The following is a 17,705-nucleotide window of genomic DNA, read 5'->3' on the forward strand; positions in this document are numbered from 1 at the left end:
GCTAGGATTTTAGCGGACGTTGTGATGAGAGGTAAGGCTTTTCTTGACCAACTATCGATTGCTGACACCACCTGACGAAATCGAAGAGATTTATCCCTATCGCCGCGTCTGGTGGAGTCTTGCCTTGGAAAGCGGGATTCTCTTCGGCGCTGCCGCCGTCCTGTACATTGCCTTCTCATTCCTCAGCGTGCGGCTGCCCGAGGCCGTCTTGCAGCCTCTTAATGTATTGCTCGCACTGCTGCCCGCAGGGCTTTGGTTGGTCTTCTCCGTGTGGCGTGAGCGGTCTGCGACCGAACCGCGCCGCCGTCTCCTGTTCGTCGCGCTTATCACGGCGCTGGTGGCTAATGCTATCGCCCTGCCCTTCCTTGACCATGTCCTTCAGCCCGATCGGTGGCTGTCGCTGGCGAACGCGACGAACCGCATCATCGGCTACACGTTCACCGTCGGCATCATTCAGGAAGTGCTGAAGTATATCGTCGTGCGGTATCTCGCGTGGGACACAGAGTACCGTGTGCGCCTTGACAGTGTTGCTTACACGCTCGCCAGTGCCATCGGGTATTCTACCGTGCTGAATCTCAGCTTTGTCCTCAACAACGTAGTCACTCCGGATGTAGCCATCATTCAGATCGTGAACTACGTTACGCTGAATTTTGTCGGCAGCCTGATCGCCGCGTATGGGTTAGCCGAGGTGCGTTTCGACAATCCAAACCCCTTCCTGTTGACCAGCATGATCGGATTGGCCGCGTTGCTCAATGGCGCGGTAATTCCGCTGCGCTCCGGCCTCGTCAACGCCGGGTTTTCTCTGGTTGGTTCGGCGCCGGGCGTTGTGTTCGGCTTAGCCATTTCGATCGGTCTGCTGGTCGTGGTAGCCTTTGTCGTGTCCTTTCTCTTCAATGCGGCGGAGCGTCGTGCCCGTGAAGCTGCGGCTCGTGAGGTCTAGCCGATGACGATTATTGAGGTTCAATCCCGCCCAAGCGGCCTTACAGCGCGCCAACGCTGGAGTCACTACTTCGTCTTGATCTATGGCGTGTTTGCCGTGATCATTGGCTTCAACCTGCGCTCAGCGACTCTCACCGCGACCATCCCCTATGCGAATAGTGCCGCCGGAATTCGCGCGTACTATCCGCAGAACTGGCTGCTCGACACGAGCGGGGATTATGTGTTTCGGGTGCGCGATATGGCGCAGACCGGCTTTAAGACGACTATTCAGGTGGCCGTACAACCCGTCACCATCAATACAACCGCACGTAACCTTCTCGACACATTAACGCTCAATCGTGCCCCTGCCCTCTCCGCCTATGATGTGTTATCGACCAATCCCTACATTCTGCCGAATGAGCGGCAGGCAACCGCGATGACCTATGTCTTTGTTGCCAGCGAAGCAAATCCCTTCCTGGAAAGTCTACCGCAGGTTGTCGAGGGTCTAGATGTCATCACCATCCAAAGCGGGCAAGCGATCATTGTGACGTTTCTCTCTAGCGTAGAGACATACGAGGATAACCTGCCCATTTTCGAGAGGTTTCTGAATGATCTCGAATTCTAAACGTCTGGTACTGCTGGTGCTGTTCAGCTTGTGCTGGGTCGTACCCGCGACCGCACAGACTGGGTTTGACCTTGAGCGCATTCAGCGCGCCACCGTCTTCATCATGCAGGCGAGCAGTGTGGGCGAGGAACTGATCATCCGCTGCGTTGGCACTGGCACGCTCGTCAGCCGCGACGGTTTGATCCTTACGAATGCGCATAATACGGTTCAGGGTGAGAACTGCCCGGGTAACACGCTGATAGTTTCGCTGAGCGTGCGGGCGGACGAAGCCCCGGTGCCTGTTTATCAGGCGCAGATTGTGCAAGCCGATGCGGGGTTGGACTTAGCGCTGCTGCGAATTACCCGTCAGAACGACGGGCGCATCGTTGAACGTTCGACACTCGCCTTGCCATTTGTCGAGTTAGGGGACTCAGCGTCGCTGACGTTGGATCAGACGATCACAGTGGTTGGCTATCCGAGCTTTGGTGATGACGCTGTTGGCCTGCTCCGCGGTACAGTAATTGGTTTTACGGCGGAACCGAGCGGCGGCTCGAAGTCATGGATCAAAACCGGGCTGGAAATCCCCGGCACGATGTCGGGTGGCGGCGCGTACGACGCCCAGGGCCGGCTCATCGGCGTACCGACGACTGCCCCCGTCACCCCGGATTCGCCCCAGTCGCGGTGTATCACCCTTCAAGATAGCAATCAAGACGGGTTGGTCAATACGAACGATGTCTGTGTGCCCGTTGGCGGCGTGATCAATGCGTTGCGGCCGTCCAGTTTTGCCCGTCCGCTGCTGCGCGCGGCATCACTGGAGCTGAGCCTTGATACGGTGACTGAATTTTTCGACCGCTCCACGGTCGGCGGCACACCGACTTTCAGCGGGATGTTTTTCGCGCCATCGGTGAACGCTGCTGGCATGCCCACCAGCGTGAGCAGCAGCTTACCCGCCGGGACAGACAGCCTTTATCTCTTCTTCTCGTATCAGGATATGACGCCGGAGTCCGTCTATGAGATGCGCGTGACGATTCAAGGCGTGGAAAACCCCACCTTCAGCCTCTCGCCGGTACGTTGGAGTGGTGGGCGCAATGGTTTGTGGTATATCGGTACGACCGGGCAGCCAATTCCGAACGGACTGTATGACTTCACGCTGTTCATCGACGGTATTCCCATCGACAGTGCCCGTATCAACGTGGGCGGTTCGGCGGAACTCATCCCCTTATTCTCCGATGTCGTCTTCGGTGTCGAAGATTTACAGGGTAATTTGTTTGGCGAAGGCTTCGTCTTGCCGACGGGGAGCACGGCCAGTGCGCGTTTCATCTATCGCAACATGGTCGACGGCGCGCCCTGGACGGCGATCTGGTACTTTGAAGGCAGCGAAGTCTATCGCGAGAGCAACGTTTGGTCAGGCGGCGCGGATGGCACGCAGACAATTCGCGTACAGGACCCTAACGGCTTGCTGCCCGGCAGCTACCGTTTGGCGCTGTATATCAACAATAAACTGGCGGCGATCTCTGACTTCACCTTGGCGGGCGCCCAGCAAGGCGCTGTCGCGCGCATTTTTGCTAACAGCCACTTCACCACCGCGTCGACGCAGGCTGAGGCCATCGACGCCGCTCCCGTCAATAACTTTACGGCGGGTACCGAGTCAATCTACGCGCTGTTCGACTGGGAGCAAATTCGTCCCGGTACGTTATGGACGATGCGCTGGTCGATTGATGACGAGACTTTTTACGAACGGACTGGCCCGTGGGTGGGGACGGAAAGCGGCGAAGACTACCTGCTGGAATTATCCGCTCCCGGCGGTGTGCCCGATGGAACGTACCGGATGGAGTTGTTCATCAACGAGCTCGTGTTTGCCGACACCGAGGCGCGCGTGGGCATTGGGCAATTGCCTATTGACCGTTTCGCTCAGGCCAGCGGTATTCAGATGCGCGGTCAGATTCTCGACGCCGTCACCGGTGATGGCATTCCCGGTGTGACCTTCGTGTTGGTGAGCGCGGACTTTTCCGCTGCCGAGTTCACACGCGACTGGAGTCAGGAGCAGATTTATGCGCTCGCCATAACTGATCGCAATGGTCGCTTCCAATTGGATCGGCCGCTCCAACCCAATACGCCCTACAGTGTGGTGATTGTCGCCTCCGGCTACATTCCGGTGCTCGCCGATGGCGTCGAAGTCGCGCCGGACGCCGGTGTCGTCGACGTGCCCATCTATTTGACGCGAGGTTAAGCTATGGCCGACAAAGAACGCATCGACGTCCTTGTGTTTGAACGCGGCCTCGCTCCCAGCCGCGAAAAGGCCCGCGGGATGATTATGGCGGGCGAAGTACTCGTGAATGGCGATCTCGTTGACAAACCGGGAACGCGCATCGAGTTGGATGCTGAACTCACGGTGAAGGGAAAACCTCGCTTTGTCAGCCGGGGTGGCGACAAGCTGGCAGCGGCGCTTGATACTTTCCCGGTCGATATCGCGGCGCGTGTCTGTGCGGATGTTGGCGCGAGTACTGGCGGTTTTACCGACTGCCTGCTGCAGTACGGAGCGGCGAAAGTCTACGCGCTGGATGTTGGCTATGGACAAATTGCCTATACCCTGCGCCAGGATCCGCGCGTGGTCAACATAGAACGGACGAACGTCCGCTATGTCGAGGCGCTGCCCGAGCGCGTCAGTTTCATCTCCGTCGATGCCTCCTTCATTTCGCTGAAACTCCTGCTGCCTGTGCTCAAAGGCTGGCTAACGCCGACCGCGCACATCATTCCACTGATTAAACCGCAGTTCGAAGCGGGGCCAGCAGACGTCGGCAAAGGCGGCGTTGTGCGCGATCCCAAAGTGCACGTGCGCGTGCTCACTGAAGTCCTGACCTTCTCTGCCGACATCGGTTTGTCAGTTCAGGGCGTGATCCGTTCGCCGCTGAAGGGGCCGGCGGGAAACATCGAGTTTCTGGCGTGGTTGGCGTGGGGCACGGATCAGCCGTCGAAGCCGCTCGATCCACTCATTCAAGCGGCGGTTCAACTCTAGCCGTCCATCTGCTATACTTCCTGCTGGCTGAATTTTGAAACGGATGCCCGATGAAGCGCGAGAATATTCGTAATTTCTGCATTATTGCTCATATCGATCACGGCAAAAGCACGCTCGCCGACCGCCTGCTGCAGTTCACGAACACGGTTGCCGCCCGTGATATGCAGGAGCAGCTCCTCGACAGCATGGACTTGGAGCGTGAACGCGGTGTGACCATCAAGGCGTCTGCCGTGCGCATGACCTACACCGCCAAAAATGGCGAAGAGTACGAAATTAACCTGATCGACACCCCCGGCCACGTCGACTTCACCTACGAAGTCAGCCGCGCGCTGCAAGCGTGTGAAGGCGCGATCCTCGTCGTGGACTCGAGCCAAGGAATCGAAGCGCAAACTCTTGCGAATGTGTATCTCGCGCTGGATCAGGATCTGGAGATCATCCCGGTCATCAACAAAATCGACCTGCCTGCCGCGCGTCCCGACTCGGTCGCGCAGGAAGTCGAAAATCTGATCGGCTTTCCCGCCGAAGACATCATTCGCATTTCAGCCAAGCAAGGGATCGGCATTCAGGATGTCCTTGAAGCGGTCATTGCGCGAGTGCCGCCGCCCAAAGGTGATTTGGCTGCACCGCTCCGCGCGCTCGTCTTCGACTCACACTATGACTCCTACAAAGGAGTCGTCGCCTACATGCGCGTTATCGATGGATCACTCGGCAAACGTGATGTACTGAAACTCATGGCTACGCAAGCCCAGTTTGAACCCGTCGAAATCGGCATCTTCAACCCGGCCATGAAACCAATTGATAGTCTGAGCGCTGGCGAAGTCGGTTATGTGGCAACAGGCTTTAAGAGTGTGCGCGAATGTCGTGTCGGCGATACGATCACCTTGGCTGTCAATGGCGCGACGGAAATCCTCCCCGGTTACGAGCAGGTTAAGCCAATGGTCTTCGCTGGTCTGTACCCCACAGACAACGACGACTATGCCGAACTGCGGGATGCGCTGGAGAAACTGCAGCTCAATGATGCCTCGCTCCAGTACGAGCCGGAGACGTCGCAGGCACTGAACTTCGGGTTCCGCGTGGGGTTCCTCGGGTTGTTCCACATGGAAATTGTGCAGGAGCGGCTCGAACGCGAGTACGATCTCGACATTCTGGCCACTGCGCCCAGCGTGGAATACCAGATTCTCAAGAAATCCGGCGAAACGATCACCATCGACAGCCCGGCTTTCCTGCCTGACCCCAACGAAATTGAGGAAATTCGCGAACCGTGGATGAAGATTCAGCTCTACACGCCAGAGGAATTCATTGGTTCGCTGATGGATCTCGTCATCAAGAAGCGTGGGCAGTTCATCACGATGGAGTATCTCGACAAAACGCGCGTCATGCTGACGTATCGTCTGCCCCTCTCCGAGTTGATCGTCGATTTCTATGATCGTCTCAAGAGCATCACACGCGGCTATGCGAGTCTTGACTATTCTTTCGACAAGTATCAGCCTGAAGATTTGGTCAAACTAGACATCCTTGTGAACAGTGATCCGGTCGACGCACTGGCGATTATTGTGCACAAAGATGACGCCTACCATAAAGGGCAGAAATTGGTGAGCAAACTCAAAGAGCTCATCCCGCGCCAGCAGTTTGTCGTCCCCATTCAGGCGGCGGTTGGCAAGAAGGTAATTTCCCGCGCGGACGTGAAAGCCATCCGCAAAGACGTGTTGGCCAAGTGCTACGGCGGTGATATCACCCGTAAGAAGAAACTGCTTGAAAAGCAGAAGAAGGGGAAGCGCCGCATGAAGATGATCGGCGCCGTCGAGGTCCCGCAGGAAGCGTTTATGGCGCTCCTTAGCCTCGACGAAGAGGATTAGTGCCGATACGGCGCGGAGTGGATACTTCCCTCCGCGCCGTATTTTGTGCTTACCGGGTGATCCACTGATGAATCAGCGCCGCCTGCCTGCGCGGAATATCGCCAGTCGCGCGGAGCTGATCGACGAGGTCGCCCAGGCGCGCGAGGGAAATGACGTTCACTCCTAGCTCCTCCAAAGCGGGTGGACGGCCTTCGAGCAGCGTAACGAGCGTGTGAACCTCCAGCCCGACGCGCCGCGCGCCTTTCACCAATGCTTCAACCGAGTGATCAAAGCCCACGCTGTTCGTCACCAGCAGCGCCGGATGCCCAATATCGTACGCGCCGACAAGATCATCTACTGGGCTCGAACCCATGCCCTTGCTGTAAACCAGCGGCACGCCCAGTCGCAGTGACAGCGCGACGCCAAACGGCACGGCTTCGCTGGTCGCCAATAGGCGTGTCATCGGGACGCCGTCAAGACGCTCGGCGGCGGTGTTCGCCAGATCGCGCAGCAGGTCAGGGTAGGACGCCACCAGCGGCAGTGCGAGGTCAAACGGAATGACATCACCATTTCGGGGAAAAGCGCCGAATTGGATCAGTCCAGCGTGAATCAGCCGCTGCCCAATCATGCTTTGGCGCGCTCTGTGCTCACCGCAGCGCGAATCGTCGCCGCAAAGTTGTCCGTGCCGTCTCCGTACAGGGCTTTGTCGCCCAACACACGGAGTTTCAGCGGGGGCTGTTTCCGGTCATAAAAGCGCAGCCAGTGATCTTGCGGATGGTAGATCCCCGCGCCATACAGTGTCTGCGTGAACTCCTGTGCCACGAGAAAAGCCGCCATGCCGGGTTCGCTGAGGTAAGCGGGTATGTCGGCTTCGCTGACCAACGTCACCGCGTCGACGTGAAATGCGCGGTCACTAGCGGCTTCGACGTAGTCTTTACCCCAAAATGGCCCGTGCAAAATCGTGATCGTGCTGCCATCGGCACCGACATAAGCGATAGTTCGTTCCAGCGCGACTGCGCCTGCTGCACCGTGGGTCAGGTACGCCGCCAAATCGAAGATATAGGCGCACACCAGATCGCGCGTCGCATCCACGACCGCTTTGCCGAACGGCAAAAACGGATCGTCATAGCGCGCAATCGGCGCGGGCATCTTTAGAAACTTCGGCGACAACAGCAGCGCAAGATCACTCGCGCGCTCAGTCTGGGCCGCCTGTAGTTTTTCGTAAAAGCTACGCGCCATTCATTTCCCTCAACATGCGCCAAGCCATCGACATCGCCCAGGTGCCAGTCCACTGTTTCGCTGTTTCCGATTCGCCGCCGAAACCGTATACGCGTGAGCGCACTTGATCCCCGACGACGACAGCGAGGGCGCTGCCTTCACCACTGTCCGCCTGCTCGTTGATATCCGGGAACGCCACCACCGCCACCGCGACCCTGGCTTGAGCCGCCGCCGCCAGCGCTTTGGCGGCCTGTTCAGCCAATGTCCGAATGGGCTGCGCCGATGTCTTCAGAGCCGCGGCTAAGTCATCTGGTGTATCGTAATGCTCAACCTTCAGCAGCACCCCTACCCCGCCATCGGTTTTCTCAATGCGACCACTGATCACCGGATCAATGCCGACTTCTGTCACCGCGATGCCGCTGGCATCCGCCCGCAGTTGATTGACGAGCGCGCTTTCGATGGTGTCTTTATCCACACCGAACACGTAGCTGCCGATGAGCGCACGGAGCTGCGCCTCGACTTCGCCGATCATCTGGTCGGCTTCAAACTCGGTCGTGGCCTTGGCCGTGATGCGCACATCGATCTGCCCGCTGTGCGCCGCCAGCCCAACGGTCGGATTGCTTGCTTCTTGCAATTCCGTGCCGATCATTTCGCCGAGCTGACTCTCACCAATGCCTGCAACTTTGAGCAATCTGGCCTTGATGATTTCACTGGTGAGACCGTAGCGTTCGCGCAGGTAGGGGACTACCTTCTCAGTGAACAGAAATTTCATTTCGCGGGGCACACCCGGTAGACTGATCACGCACTTGTCGCCAACTTCGACGACGAAGCTGGGGGCGGTGCCGACGGGGTTCTCAATGATGATGGCATCATCGGGGACGTACGCCTGCCGCTTGTTGTTTTCCGTCATCTGCACACGGAAAGTGCCGAAGCGAGCCGCAATCTGGTCGAGTAAATGCTGTTGAAATGTCAGACCGCGATCGGTGGCAACGGCGACCCCCTGTCGGGTCATGTCGTCGATGGTGGGACCGAGGCCGCCGCACGTGATTACCACATCGGCCCGGCTGAGCGCAAGCCGGATTGAGTTGGCAATGCGTACTTCATTATCCCCGACAGATGTCATGTAATACAGGTTGATTCCGATATCGCGCAGCCCCCGGGCCAGAAAAACTGAGTTAGTATCAGTGATCTCGCCGAGGAGGATTTCGGTACCGATGGCGATAATTTCAGCGTTGAGATTGGATTTCATGAATTTCTCTTGAAAATTTGCAAAAACTCAGGACACCACTATAATTTTGATCTGAGAGTTGGAATTTGCAACAAGGCAACTTATTTGTGCAGATTCAACAACAAGTGAATTTCATCCGATAGTGTAGTACGACTATTCTCTTACGGAGGATCCCTCGTGGCAAGTGTTAGTTTTAGACACGTTTGGAAGCGTTACGCTGGCAATACGGTCGCAGTTAAGGATCTCAATATTGAAATCGCTGACAAAGAATTCTTGATCCTCGTCGGCCCGTCTGGCTGTGGCAAATCCACCAGCCTGCGTATGCTGGCCGGTCTGGAAGAGATCAGCGAAGGCGAAGTCCTGATTGGTGATCGCGTGGTGAACAACGTAGCGCCGAAAGATCGTGACGTCGCGATGGTGTTCCAGAGCTATGCTCTGTACCCGCACATGACCGTGTATGACAACATGGCCTTCGGTCTGCGCCTGCGCAAAACCCCGAAGAACGTGATTGACGAACGTGTGCGTGATGCGGCCAAGAGCCTCGGCATTGAACACCTGCTCGATCGTCGTCCGCGTCAGTTGTCGGGCGGTCAGCGTCAGCGTGTCGCCGTCGGTCGCGCTATCGTTCGTGAACCCGCCGTCTTCCTGATGGACGAACCGCTCTCCAACTTGGACGCCAAGCTCCGCGTGGAAGCCCGTTCCTTCATCAGCAAGCTGCATCAGCGCCTCGGCACGACCTTCGTCTACGTGACCCACGATCAGGTGGAAGCGATGACGATGGGTACCCGCATCTGCGTGATGAGCGCCGGTGAACTGCAGCAGATCGATACGCCCTACAACCTGTACCACAACCCGCGCAACATTTTCGTCGCCGGTTTCATCGGCAGCCCGTCGATGAACTTCTTCGATGGCACCCTGCGCATTCAGGATGGTGGTGTGGTCGTCGATACCGCTGGCTTCCAGATCAAGATCCCTGCGGCCAAGGCCGAACCGTTCCGCGCCCGTGCGAGCAATGGCGAACGCGTCATCCTCGGCGTGCGTCCGGAAGACATCCATGATGCGGAATATCTGCCCACCGGTATCACCCCGGCGTTGATTGAAGCCAACGTCGATGTGGTCGAACAGATGGGTAACGAAATCATTCTGTATCTGGAAGATGGCGGCAAGACGTTCATCTCCCGTACCGATCCGCGCACGCGCGCGCGCGTTGGTAACCGCATTGGCGTCGCGTTGAACATCGACAACATGCACATCTTTGATGCGGATACCCAACTGTCGCTGGCCTACGAATACAAGCAGGCCCAGCCCGAAAAAGCCTAAGCCTTTTTCCTCTGTAAGAATGAAAGCCGTCCGTTGCGTCTAATGGACGGCTTTTTAATTGGATGCTCACCCTGTTGACGCTTAGCTCAACTATAATGGCATCGCTGTGATTCTTAACTCACTTTGGGGGCGTTCGTGAAACTATCGGTCTATCGCGATAGCAGCGTATTTGAGGAACTGAAAGCCGAATGGAATGAGCTGCTCCATCACAGCACCTCAGACGTGATTTTTTGCACGTGGGAATGGCAATCAACATGGTGGGATGTCTATCGTGCAGGCGAACTGTTCATCGTGACGTGTCGCACCGATGATGGTCAGCTCGTCGGCATCGCTTCGTGGTTCATCGAGGTCAAAGATGGCGAACGCGTTGTCCGCACCATTGGCTGTGTTGACGTAACCGATTATGTCGACATCATCGCGCATCCCGACCATGTTAGCGAAGTCGGAGCGCTCTTCGCCGGAGTTCTGGCTGAGCATCGGCTCAGTTACGACCGCATCAATTTGTGCAATATTCCCGAAGCCTCCCCCACTCTGAAAATCCTCCCGGAGCGTCTCAAAGAACTGGGCTTCAACGTCGAAGTTGTCTTTCAGGAAGTCTGCCCCGTGATTAACTTACCGACGGACTGGGAAAGCTACCTAGGGATGCTGGACAAAAAGCAGCGGCATGAGGTGCGCCGCAAAGTGCGCAAGGCCGAAAGCGAAGCGGAGGTTGGCTGGTATATCGTCGACTCAACCCACAATCTGGATGAGGAAATTACGCGCTTCTTGTCTTTGATGCGCGCCAGCCATCCGGAAAAGGCACTTTTCCTCGATAATCCGAAGAATCTCGCCTTCTTCCAGCGGCTGGCGCCGATGACGTTTCAATGTGGTTGGCTGAAGCTCAGCTTCTTGGTGATCAATGGTGTGCCGTCGGCGACCTACTTCGACTTCGACTACAACAACCGCGCTTTGGTTTATAACTCGGGGTTACTGCCTGACGAAACCGGTAACCTCAGTGCGGGGATTGTGCTGCTGGCCTATAACATCCGCCACGCCATCGAATCCCACAAGACGGTCTTCGATTTTCTGCGCGGCAACGAAATCTACAAGTATCGTATGGGCGGACACGACACGACGGTCTACAAGCTCAAGGCGCAGTAACAAAAAAGGCAGGGGTTCCCCTGCCCTACTCTGCTCACCCACCGTACGCGTTCGGGATGTCGGTGACGACCGTGCTGATGTACGGTTCCCCGGCCTGAACCTTCAAGGCTTCATCTTCGCTCAGGATGCGCTGCCCCTTGTGGTACAGCACGCCGTTAAATCCATCAAAGCGGTAGCGGCGGTTGACCCAACCGTACTCGTTGTGCTGGAACACCACATTGAACTGCACCGCTTCATCCTCTAGGATGACCTTTTCTTCAACTATCCACACCGGCGCAAACTGCTCCAGATGCGGTTTGGCCTTTGCATCACGCTTGTTCAGCAGGATCTGTTCTGCCATTGCCCTATCTTCCTCGATCCGGTTAATCGATCATCCATTGTAGCGACATCCTGAGCGATTCGCTATGCAGTGCCAGGATCGGTTTTGGGTGTGGGTCTCGCCGCCGGGTCATTCAGAATCAGGCGCACCGAGCGATCATAGGTGAAGTAGTTCCACACCCAATGCAGAAACACCTGCAGACGATTCTTGAAGCCGAGCAGCGTGATCAGGTGGAGGCCGAGCCAAGCAATCCAGGCAATGTACCCGCGCAGCTTGATGCGGTTGAAGATGTACGCGACCGCGCGACTGCGCCCAATCGTCGCCATGATGCCGCGGTCGATGTAGTGAAAGTCATGCTGCTTCCAGCCCTGCAGGTCGCGTAGAATGTTGCGCGCTGCCAGTATCCCCTGCTGTTTGGCGACCGGGATGAGCATCGGGTACGGCTGTCCATGTGCATCTTCCAGATAGGCCATATCGCCGACCACATAAACGTGATTCAGGCCGATGACCTCTGTCGTCGGGTTTATGCGCACGCGCCCACCCCGCTCCAGCGGTACGCCGAGCAGCGCCGCGAGCGGTGACGCCTTGACGCCCGCCGCCCAGATCAACGTGTGGGTTGGAATGACGCGGCCATCTCTCAGGATAATGTGGTCAGCCGCAATCTCGTGCACCGGACTGCCGAGCATAACCTCAACGCCGAGCGATTCGAGCTGCTCGCGGGCGGCAACCTGCAATTCGACAGGATACGGGGCGAGCACCTTGTCGGTCGCTTCGACCAGCACGACGCGCGGCGTCAGTCCAGCAAATTCGCGCTGCAGCACCTGCGTAAACAGCTCATACAATGCCCCGGCCATTTCAAGTCCGGTCGCGCCGCCGCCCACCACGACCATGGTCGTCAGCGCCGCGCGCATAGCCGGGTCTTCGGCCCAGACAGCGCGCTCAAACAACCGCAGAATGTGATTGCGCAGCTTGAGCGAGTCTTCCAGCGATTTGAGTTCAAAACCGTATTGCTGCACGGCTGCATTGCCGAAGAAGTTCGTCACACTGCCTGCCGCGACTAGCAGATAGTCGTACCGTTCAGTGCGTTCGCCGTCTTCGGCCTGCACCATTACGCTCTGGTCGTCCGTGTTAATGGCTGTGACTTCTCCGCGCAGAAAGCGGATGTTGGCGGCCCCGTGAAACACAGGCCGGACGGGATGCGCGATTTCGCCAGCGTCGAGGCCGCTGGTGGCCACTTGATAGAGCAGCGGCGTGAACGTGTGGTAATTGTTGCGGTCGATGAGCAGCACGTCGACATTGCGATTGGCCAGTTCGCGGGCGGCGTGCAAGCCGCCAAAGCCCGCGCCGATGATCACGACTCGTTTCAACATGTGCGATTATCCTGATTTGTGAATATATTCACATTATATCAGAAACTGGCGCCTGCTTACCTGTACTTTAGGCTGATTTTGGCTATCTCCCGAGGATTAGGGGTATAATCCGCGCGTATTCATTCTGGAAGACCACATGACGACTTTCCAACACGATACGTTTCTATCTCCGTTCACTTGGCGGTACGGCACAGGTGCGATGCGCCACCTGTGGAGTGAAGTACACAAGCGGCGGTTGTGGCGGCGGCTGTGGGTTGCCTTAGCCACAGCGGAGCAATCCGCGGGCTTGGTAACGCCTGAACAGGTTGCCGATCTCGCCGCGCATGTCGATGACATTGACATTGCACGCGCCGAAGCTATCGAAGCCGACATTCACCATGATCTGATGGCGGAAGTCCAGACGTTTGCGGAACAATGCCGCATCGGTGGTGGCATCATTCACCTCGGCGCGACCAGTGCCGATATCGAAGACAATGCCGATGTGCTGCGCATCCGCGACAGTCTCGACCTCATCCTAGCCGCGCTGCGTGACCTGCTGGCCGTTTTCGCTGACAAGATTGCGGCGCTCGCCGACGAGCCCATTATGGCCTACACCCACATTCAGCCTGCCGAACCGACGACGATGGGCTATCGCCTCGCGCTGTATGCTCAGGATCTCGTTGACGATTACCTCACACTCAAAAGCGTGCGGGCGAATTTGCGCGGCAAGGGCTTCAAAGGCGCTGTGGGCACGGGCGCGGCTTACGCTGAACTGCTTCACGGCACCGGCATCACGCCAGGCGACCTCGAACGCCTCATCATGAGCAATCTCGATCTACCCGCCTACCCTATCGCTTCGCAAACCTACCCGCGCAAGCAGGACTGGCAGGTGATCAGCGCCTTGGCAGGTGCGGCGGGCAGTTTGTATAAATTCGCGTTTGACTTACGCTTGCTGCAATCCCCGGTTATCGACGAGTGGCATGAGCCGTTTGGCTCCAAACAGGTCGGCTCGTCGGCGATGCCCTTCAAGCGCAACCCCATTAACGCCGAGAAGATGAACAGCCTCGGGCGCATGGTCGCCGCGCTGGTCGATGTGGCGTGGAACAACGCCAGCCACTCGCTGCTTGAACGCACGCTGGATGATTCGGCCAATCGGCGCGAAATCCTACCCGTCGCCTTTCTCGCGACCGACGAAATGCTCAAAGTCGCGAAACGTATTCTTGCCGGCATGGTCATTAGCCATGAAGCAGCCGCGCGCAATTTTGCCCGTTTTGGCGTGTTCTCGGCGGTGGAGCGTGTCCTCATGGCCGCCGTCAAAGCCGGGGCGGATCGGCAGGCGATGCATGAAGTGCTGCGTCAAGAAAGCATCGCTGCATGGCAGCTGATCTCTGCCGGGCAGCCCAATCCACTTGTCGACGCGCTGGCGAGTCATCCAGTCCTCACGACCTATCTCTCATCCGAAACGATTCGCGCGCTGCTAGATGCGACTGCTCATCTTGGCGATGCTCCGGCGCGCGCCCGTCAATTTGCGTTTACCATTGCTCAAACCCTGAAGGATAACTAGCCATGCCCCGCGCACTGCTCAGCGTCTATGACAAGACTGGTTTGGTGGAATTCGCTGCAAAACTCGTTCAACTCGGTTGGGACTTGGTCGCCAGTGGCGGCACCGAACGCACCTTAATTGGAGCGGGTCTCCCGGTCACCCCCGTCGAACAGGTGACACAGGTGCCGGAAATGCTCGGTGGACGCGTCAAGACTCTGCATCCAGCCATTCACGCCGGCATTCTCGCTCGAGACCGCGCCGAAGACCTCGAAGACCTGAAACGCCAGAATTTCGCGCCGATCAATATGGTGGTGTGCAACCTGTACCCTTTTCAGGAGACGGTCACGAAAGCGGGTATCACCCTGCAAGATGCCATCGAAGAAATTGATATCGGCGGTGTGACGCTGCTGCGTGCCGCCGCCAAGAACTTCTTCCACGTGATCGTCGTTTCGTCTCCGGCTGACTACGAGCGCATCGCCGAAGCACTGGCCACCCCGGAAGGCGCGGAGCTGGCCTTACGCCGTGAACTCGCTGTGAGAGCCTTTGCTCATACTCGTGATTATGACACTGCTATTCACAGCTATCTCGCGCAGGATGTTACGGTCAGTCTCCTCAATGAGTCGCTGCCACAGCACCTATCGCTCGGCATTCAGCGCGACGATATGCTGCGCTACGGAGAGAATCCCCACCAGATTGCCGCGCACTACACTCGGGTCGCAGGCGCTGGCCCACTCGGCGGGACAGTGTTGGGCGGCAAGCAGTTGTCCTATAACAACATTCTTGACCTCGACGCTGCGTGGCGCGCGGTCGGGAGCTACAGCACCCCAACGGTCGTTATCGTCAAGCACCTGACGCCGTGCGGCGTCGCCACCGCTGAGAGCATCACGGCCGCATTCCCGCCGGCGCTCGAATCCGACCCAGTGTCGGCGTTTGGCGGCGTGATCGCCGTGAACCGCCCGGTTGATGAGTCGTTCGTCGCGGCGCTCGGCTCGCTGTTCGTCGAAGCCATTGCCGCGCCAAGCTTCACCCCTGAAGCCACGGTCATTCTCTCGGAGAAACGCAAGAACTGCCGTTTACTGCAAGTCCCTGCGTTGTTTGATGGCACGGCCTTGGAGATTCGCAGCGTCTTCCACGGTTTTCTCGTGCAGAGCGTCGATCTCGGTGATCCCGAAGGCACCAACTTCAAGATTGTCACGAAACGCCAACCGACTGCCGATGAAATTGAGGCGCTGCGTTTCAACTGGAAAGTAGTGCAGCACGTTAAATCGAATGCGATTGTGCTCGGCATCAAGAACGCGACCGTCGGCGTCGGCGGTGGCTTGTCCAGCCGGGTCGACTCGGTCAAGCTGGCAGTAACGAAAGCGGGTAGTCGCTCGGTTGGATCGGTTATGGCTTCCGATGCCTTCTTCCCCTTCCCCGATGGCGTCGAAGCGGCGGCGGCCGCGGGCGTGACGGCGGTCATTCAGCCCGGCGGCTCGATCCGCGACAACGACGTGATCGCTGTCGCCGATGCCGCGAACATGGCGATGGTGTTTACCGGCGTGCGCCACTTCCGGCACTAGCCTGCGGGACTCAGGCGAGGAGCAAGCCGGCTTAAGCCTTGTCCCTCGCCTGAGCAACCCAATCTTGCCCCGTAACGCCGTGCTCTCCCAGTACAAGATTCAATTGCGCAGCATGTTCTTGGATATGACGCAAACTGTAGATTTGCAGTTCCAGAAAAGTGGGCTCCATCCAATCAAAGGTGCAAATCCGATATGCCTGCTCATCGGTCAGCGCCTCGATAACTGCTTTGCCCTTGGCGCGGCATTGATCCAAATAGTTCTTGATCTGCTCTTGGGTGTATGGTGTGTCCGGAAGCTTTCCTCTTATGAAGGGCAACGGCGGGTTGAAGCCACTCAACGTGCCCGTCAGGTACATATCAGTCCAGAATAGAGTATGGTAGGCGATAAACCAGCATTGACCGTAACGCGCATCCTCATCGTCGTTCCAGAGTTGAACCGTCCACAGGTGGTCAGGGCATAGACGCAGCGCATCATCGAGCGTATCAAGCGCGGCACCATACTGCTGCCAGATGCTCGCCTTCAACCTATCATCCATTTGGATATCTCCTTTTTTTGAGAAGTCTACCTGTGATTCTGTTTTTGTACAAACGTTCTAAACTCTTACCGCCGAATCTTCACTCTTGTCACGGTCAAGCCCGGTCTGCTATACTAATTTCAATGAGCGCCACCGTAGCTCAATGGCAGAGCATTCGCTTCGTAAGCGAGAGGTTAAGAGTTCGACTCTCTTCGGTGGCTCTGATTTGCCCGCCTAGGTAACTTGCCTTCGCGGGCTTTTTTTTGAAGGAGCTACGAGCATGAGTGAGCGCCCGCGTCCGGTCACGATTGCAGTCGCCGGGGGGACCGGTTCTGGTAAGACCACCGTCTCCAACGCGATCCTTGAACGTGTCGGCAGTCACAATATCGCTTATGTCCCTCACGATGCCTATTACAAAGATCTCAACAACATTCCCGCAGCCGACCGTGGCTTAGTGAATTTCGATCATCCCGATTCACTGGATACGCCGCTTATGCGCGAGCACATCATGACGTTGCAGAACTGGCAGCCTGCCGAGCTTCCCGTCTATGACTTCACGCGCCACGCGCGCACGTTGCACACGCAGCATGTCGAACCGCAGCCCATCATTCTCGTCGAAGGCATCCTGATTTTCGCCGAACCAACGCTGCGCCCGCTGTTTGATGTGAAAATCTTCGTGGATACTGACGCCGATATTCGCTTCATTCGCCGTCTCAAACGCGATATCGCCGAGCGCGGCCGTACCGCCGAGTCGGTGATCAACCAGTACCTGCAGAGCGTGCGGCCCATGCACATGGAATTTGTCGAGCCGAGCAAGCGCTACGCCGACGTGATCATCCCCGAAGGCGGCTTTAACATGGTTGCTATCGATATGGTGTCCGATCGCATTCGCGCCCTGCTCCGCCCGCCGCAGCCCGAAGCAAGCGGGGATTGACGCCGCCGCGCTCCGCGACATATACTAAACACCACAATCAACGTTCCTAAGAACGATGACCGGGAGGAGTAGGTTACTCCCCGCTGCGCCAGAGAATACAGGTCACCGGCTGAGAGCCTGTTCGCAGAGAGTATCCGAAGGTCGCCCGCGAGTTGTGCTGTTGAACTAGAGTAAACAGCGCCGGGATACGCCCGTTACAGCGTCA

General features: G+C 57.5%; 16 protein-coding genes, 1 tRNA gene and 1 other annotated feature (1 of these 18 only partly in view). Of the genes, 11 read left to right on the forward strand and 6 right to left on the reverse strand.

The features are described 5' to 3' along the window. Positions 1–43 precede the first annotated feature (43 nt). From IPK17_RS23575 to lepA, 5 genes are read left to right on the forward strand one after another with little or no spacing between them, the layout of a single operon-like run. Positions 44–940 (forward strand): PrsW family glutamic-type intramembrane protease, encoded by an 897-nt coding sequence (locus IPK17_RS23575; protein ID WP_343420148.1) that lies wholly within the window; start codon positions 44–46, stop codon positions 938–940. Between the two features lie 3 nt (positions 941–943). Continuing rightward, positions 944–1,543 (forward strand): hypothetical protein, encoded by a 600-nt coding sequence (locus tag IPK17_RS23580; RefSeq protein ID WP_343420149.1) that lies wholly within the window; start codon positions 944–946, stop codon positions 1,541–1,543. Continuing rightward, positions 1,527–3,752: a trypsin-like peptidase domain-containing protein gene (locus IPK17_RS23585; RefSeq protein WP_343420150.1), complete on the forward strand. Its 2,226-nt coding sequence runs from the start codon at positions 1,527–1,529 to the stop codon at positions 3,750–3,752. Before IPK17_RS23580 ends, IPK17_RS23585 begins: the two co-directional genes overlap by 17 nt. 3 nt (positions 3,753–3,755) lie before the next feature. Further along, a complete protein-coding gene (locus tag IPK17_RS23590; protein ID WP_343420151.1) occupies positions 3,756–4,538 on the forward strand; it encodes a TlyA family RNA methyltransferase in 783 nt (260 codons plus the stop codon). 50 nt (positions 4,539–4,588) lie between these two features. Continuing rightward, complete coding sequence (lepA, locus tag IPK17_RS23595; RefSeq protein WP_343420152.1) at positions 4,589–6,394, forward strand: translation elongation factor 4; 1,806 nt, start codon at positions 4,589–4,591, stop codon at positions 6,392–6,394. A gap of 49 nt (positions 6,395–6,443) precedes the next feature. Here lepA and IPK17_RS23600 read toward each other — a convergent pair whose 3' ends face one another. Genes IPK17_RS23600 through IPK17_RS23610 form a run of 3 tightly spaced genes read right to left on the reverse strand, consistent with a single transcriptional unit; the run spans position 6,444 to position 8,840 of the window. Further along, on the reverse strand, positions 6,444–7,001 hold the full coding sequence (locus IPK17_RS23600) for a hypothetical protein (protein ID WP_343420153.1): 558 nt from the start codon (positions 6,999–7,001) through the stop codon (positions 6,444–6,446). Continuing rightward, positions 6,998–7,612, reverse strand: coding sequence for a beta/alpha barrel domain-containing protein (locus IPK17_RS23605; RefSeq protein WP_343420154.1), 615 nt, complete (start codon positions 7,610–7,612; stop codon positions 6,998–7,000). Before IPK17_RS23605 ends, IPK17_RS23600 begins: the two co-directional genes overlap by 4 nt. Beyond that, complete coding sequence (locus tag IPK17_RS23610; protein ID WP_343420155.1) at positions 7,602–8,840, reverse strand: competence/damage-inducible protein A; 1,239 nt, start codon at positions 8,838–8,840, stop codon at positions 7,602–7,604. The genes IPK17_RS23605 and IPK17_RS23610 overlap by 11 nt, the downstream gene beginning before the upstream one ends. A 156-nt stretch (positions 8,841–8,996) precedes the next feature. Between IPK17_RS23610 and IPK17_RS23615 the strand changes: the two genes are divergently transcribed. Beyond that, positions 8,997–10,139: an ABC transporter ATP-binding protein gene (locus IPK17_RS23615; RefSeq protein ID WP_343420156.1), complete on the forward strand. Its 1,143-nt coding sequence runs from the start codon at positions 8,997–8,999 to the stop codon at positions 10,137–10,139. Positions 10,140–10,274: 135 nt separating this feature from the next. Beyond that, positions 10,275–11,279, forward strand: a complete 1,005-nt coding sequence (locus IPK17_RS23620) for a GNAT family N-acetyltransferase (RefSeq protein WP_343420157.1) — start codon at positions 10,275–10,277, stop codon at positions 11,277–11,279. A gap of 34 nt (positions 11,280–11,313) precedes the next feature. Here IPK17_RS23620 and IPK17_RS23625 read toward each other — a convergent pair whose 3' ends face one another. Next, entirely contained in the window at positions 11,314–11,619 is a 306-nt protein-coding gene (locus tag IPK17_RS23625) for a hypothetical protein (RefSeq protein ID WP_343420158.1), read from the reverse strand. 62 nt (positions 11,620–11,681) lie between these two features. Then, the gene (locus IPK17_RS23630) at positions 11,682–12,968 is read right to left on the reverse strand and encodes an NAD(P)/FAD-dependent oxidoreductase (protein WP_343420159.1); all 1,287 of its coding nucleotides are present in this window, start codon (positions 12,966–12,968) and stop codon (positions 11,682–11,684) included. A gap of 136 nt (positions 12,969–13,104) precedes the next feature. On the opposite strand from IPK17_RS23630, the gene purB reads away from it, so the two are divergent. Beyond that, on the forward strand, positions 13,105–14,511 hold the full coding sequence (purB, locus tag IPK17_RS23635; RefSeq protein ID WP_343420160.1) for an adenylosuccinate lyase: 1,407 nt from the start codon (positions 13,105–13,107) through the stop codon (positions 14,509–14,511). A 2-nt stretch (positions 14,512–14,513) separates the two neighbouring features. Beyond that, positions 14,514–16,052: a bifunctional phosphoribosylaminoimidazolecarboxamide formyltransferase/IMP cyclohydrolase gene (purH, locus tag IPK17_RS23640; RefSeq protein ID WP_343420161.1), complete on the forward strand. Its 1,539-nt coding sequence runs from the start codon at positions 14,514–14,516 to the stop codon at positions 16,050–16,052. Positions 16,053–16,083: 31 nt separating this feature from the next. Here purH and IPK17_RS23645 read toward each other — a convergent pair whose 3' ends face one another. Further along, positions 16,084–16,587, reverse strand: a complete 504-nt coding sequence (locus IPK17_RS23645) for a DinB family protein (protein WP_343420162.1) — start codon at positions 16,585–16,587, stop codon at positions 16,084–16,086. Positions 16,588–16,715: 128 nt separating this feature from the next. Between IPK17_RS23645 and IPK17_RS23650 the strand changes: the two genes are divergently transcribed. Continuing rightward, positions 16,716–16,787 (forward strand) — tRNA-Thr (locus IPK17_RS23650). A gap of 59 nt (positions 16,788–16,846) precedes the next feature. Continuing rightward, entirely contained in the window at positions 16,847–17,500 is a 654-nt protein-coding gene (gene udk, locus IPK17_RS23655) for a uridine kinase (RefSeq protein ID WP_343420163.1), read from the forward strand. 46 nt (positions 17,501–17,546) lie between these two features. Beyond that, positions 17,547–17,705: a binding site (T-box leader), on the forward strand; it runs 91 nt beyond the window's last position.

It is taken from the genome of Candidatus Flexifilum breve (genome assembly GCF_016713355.1).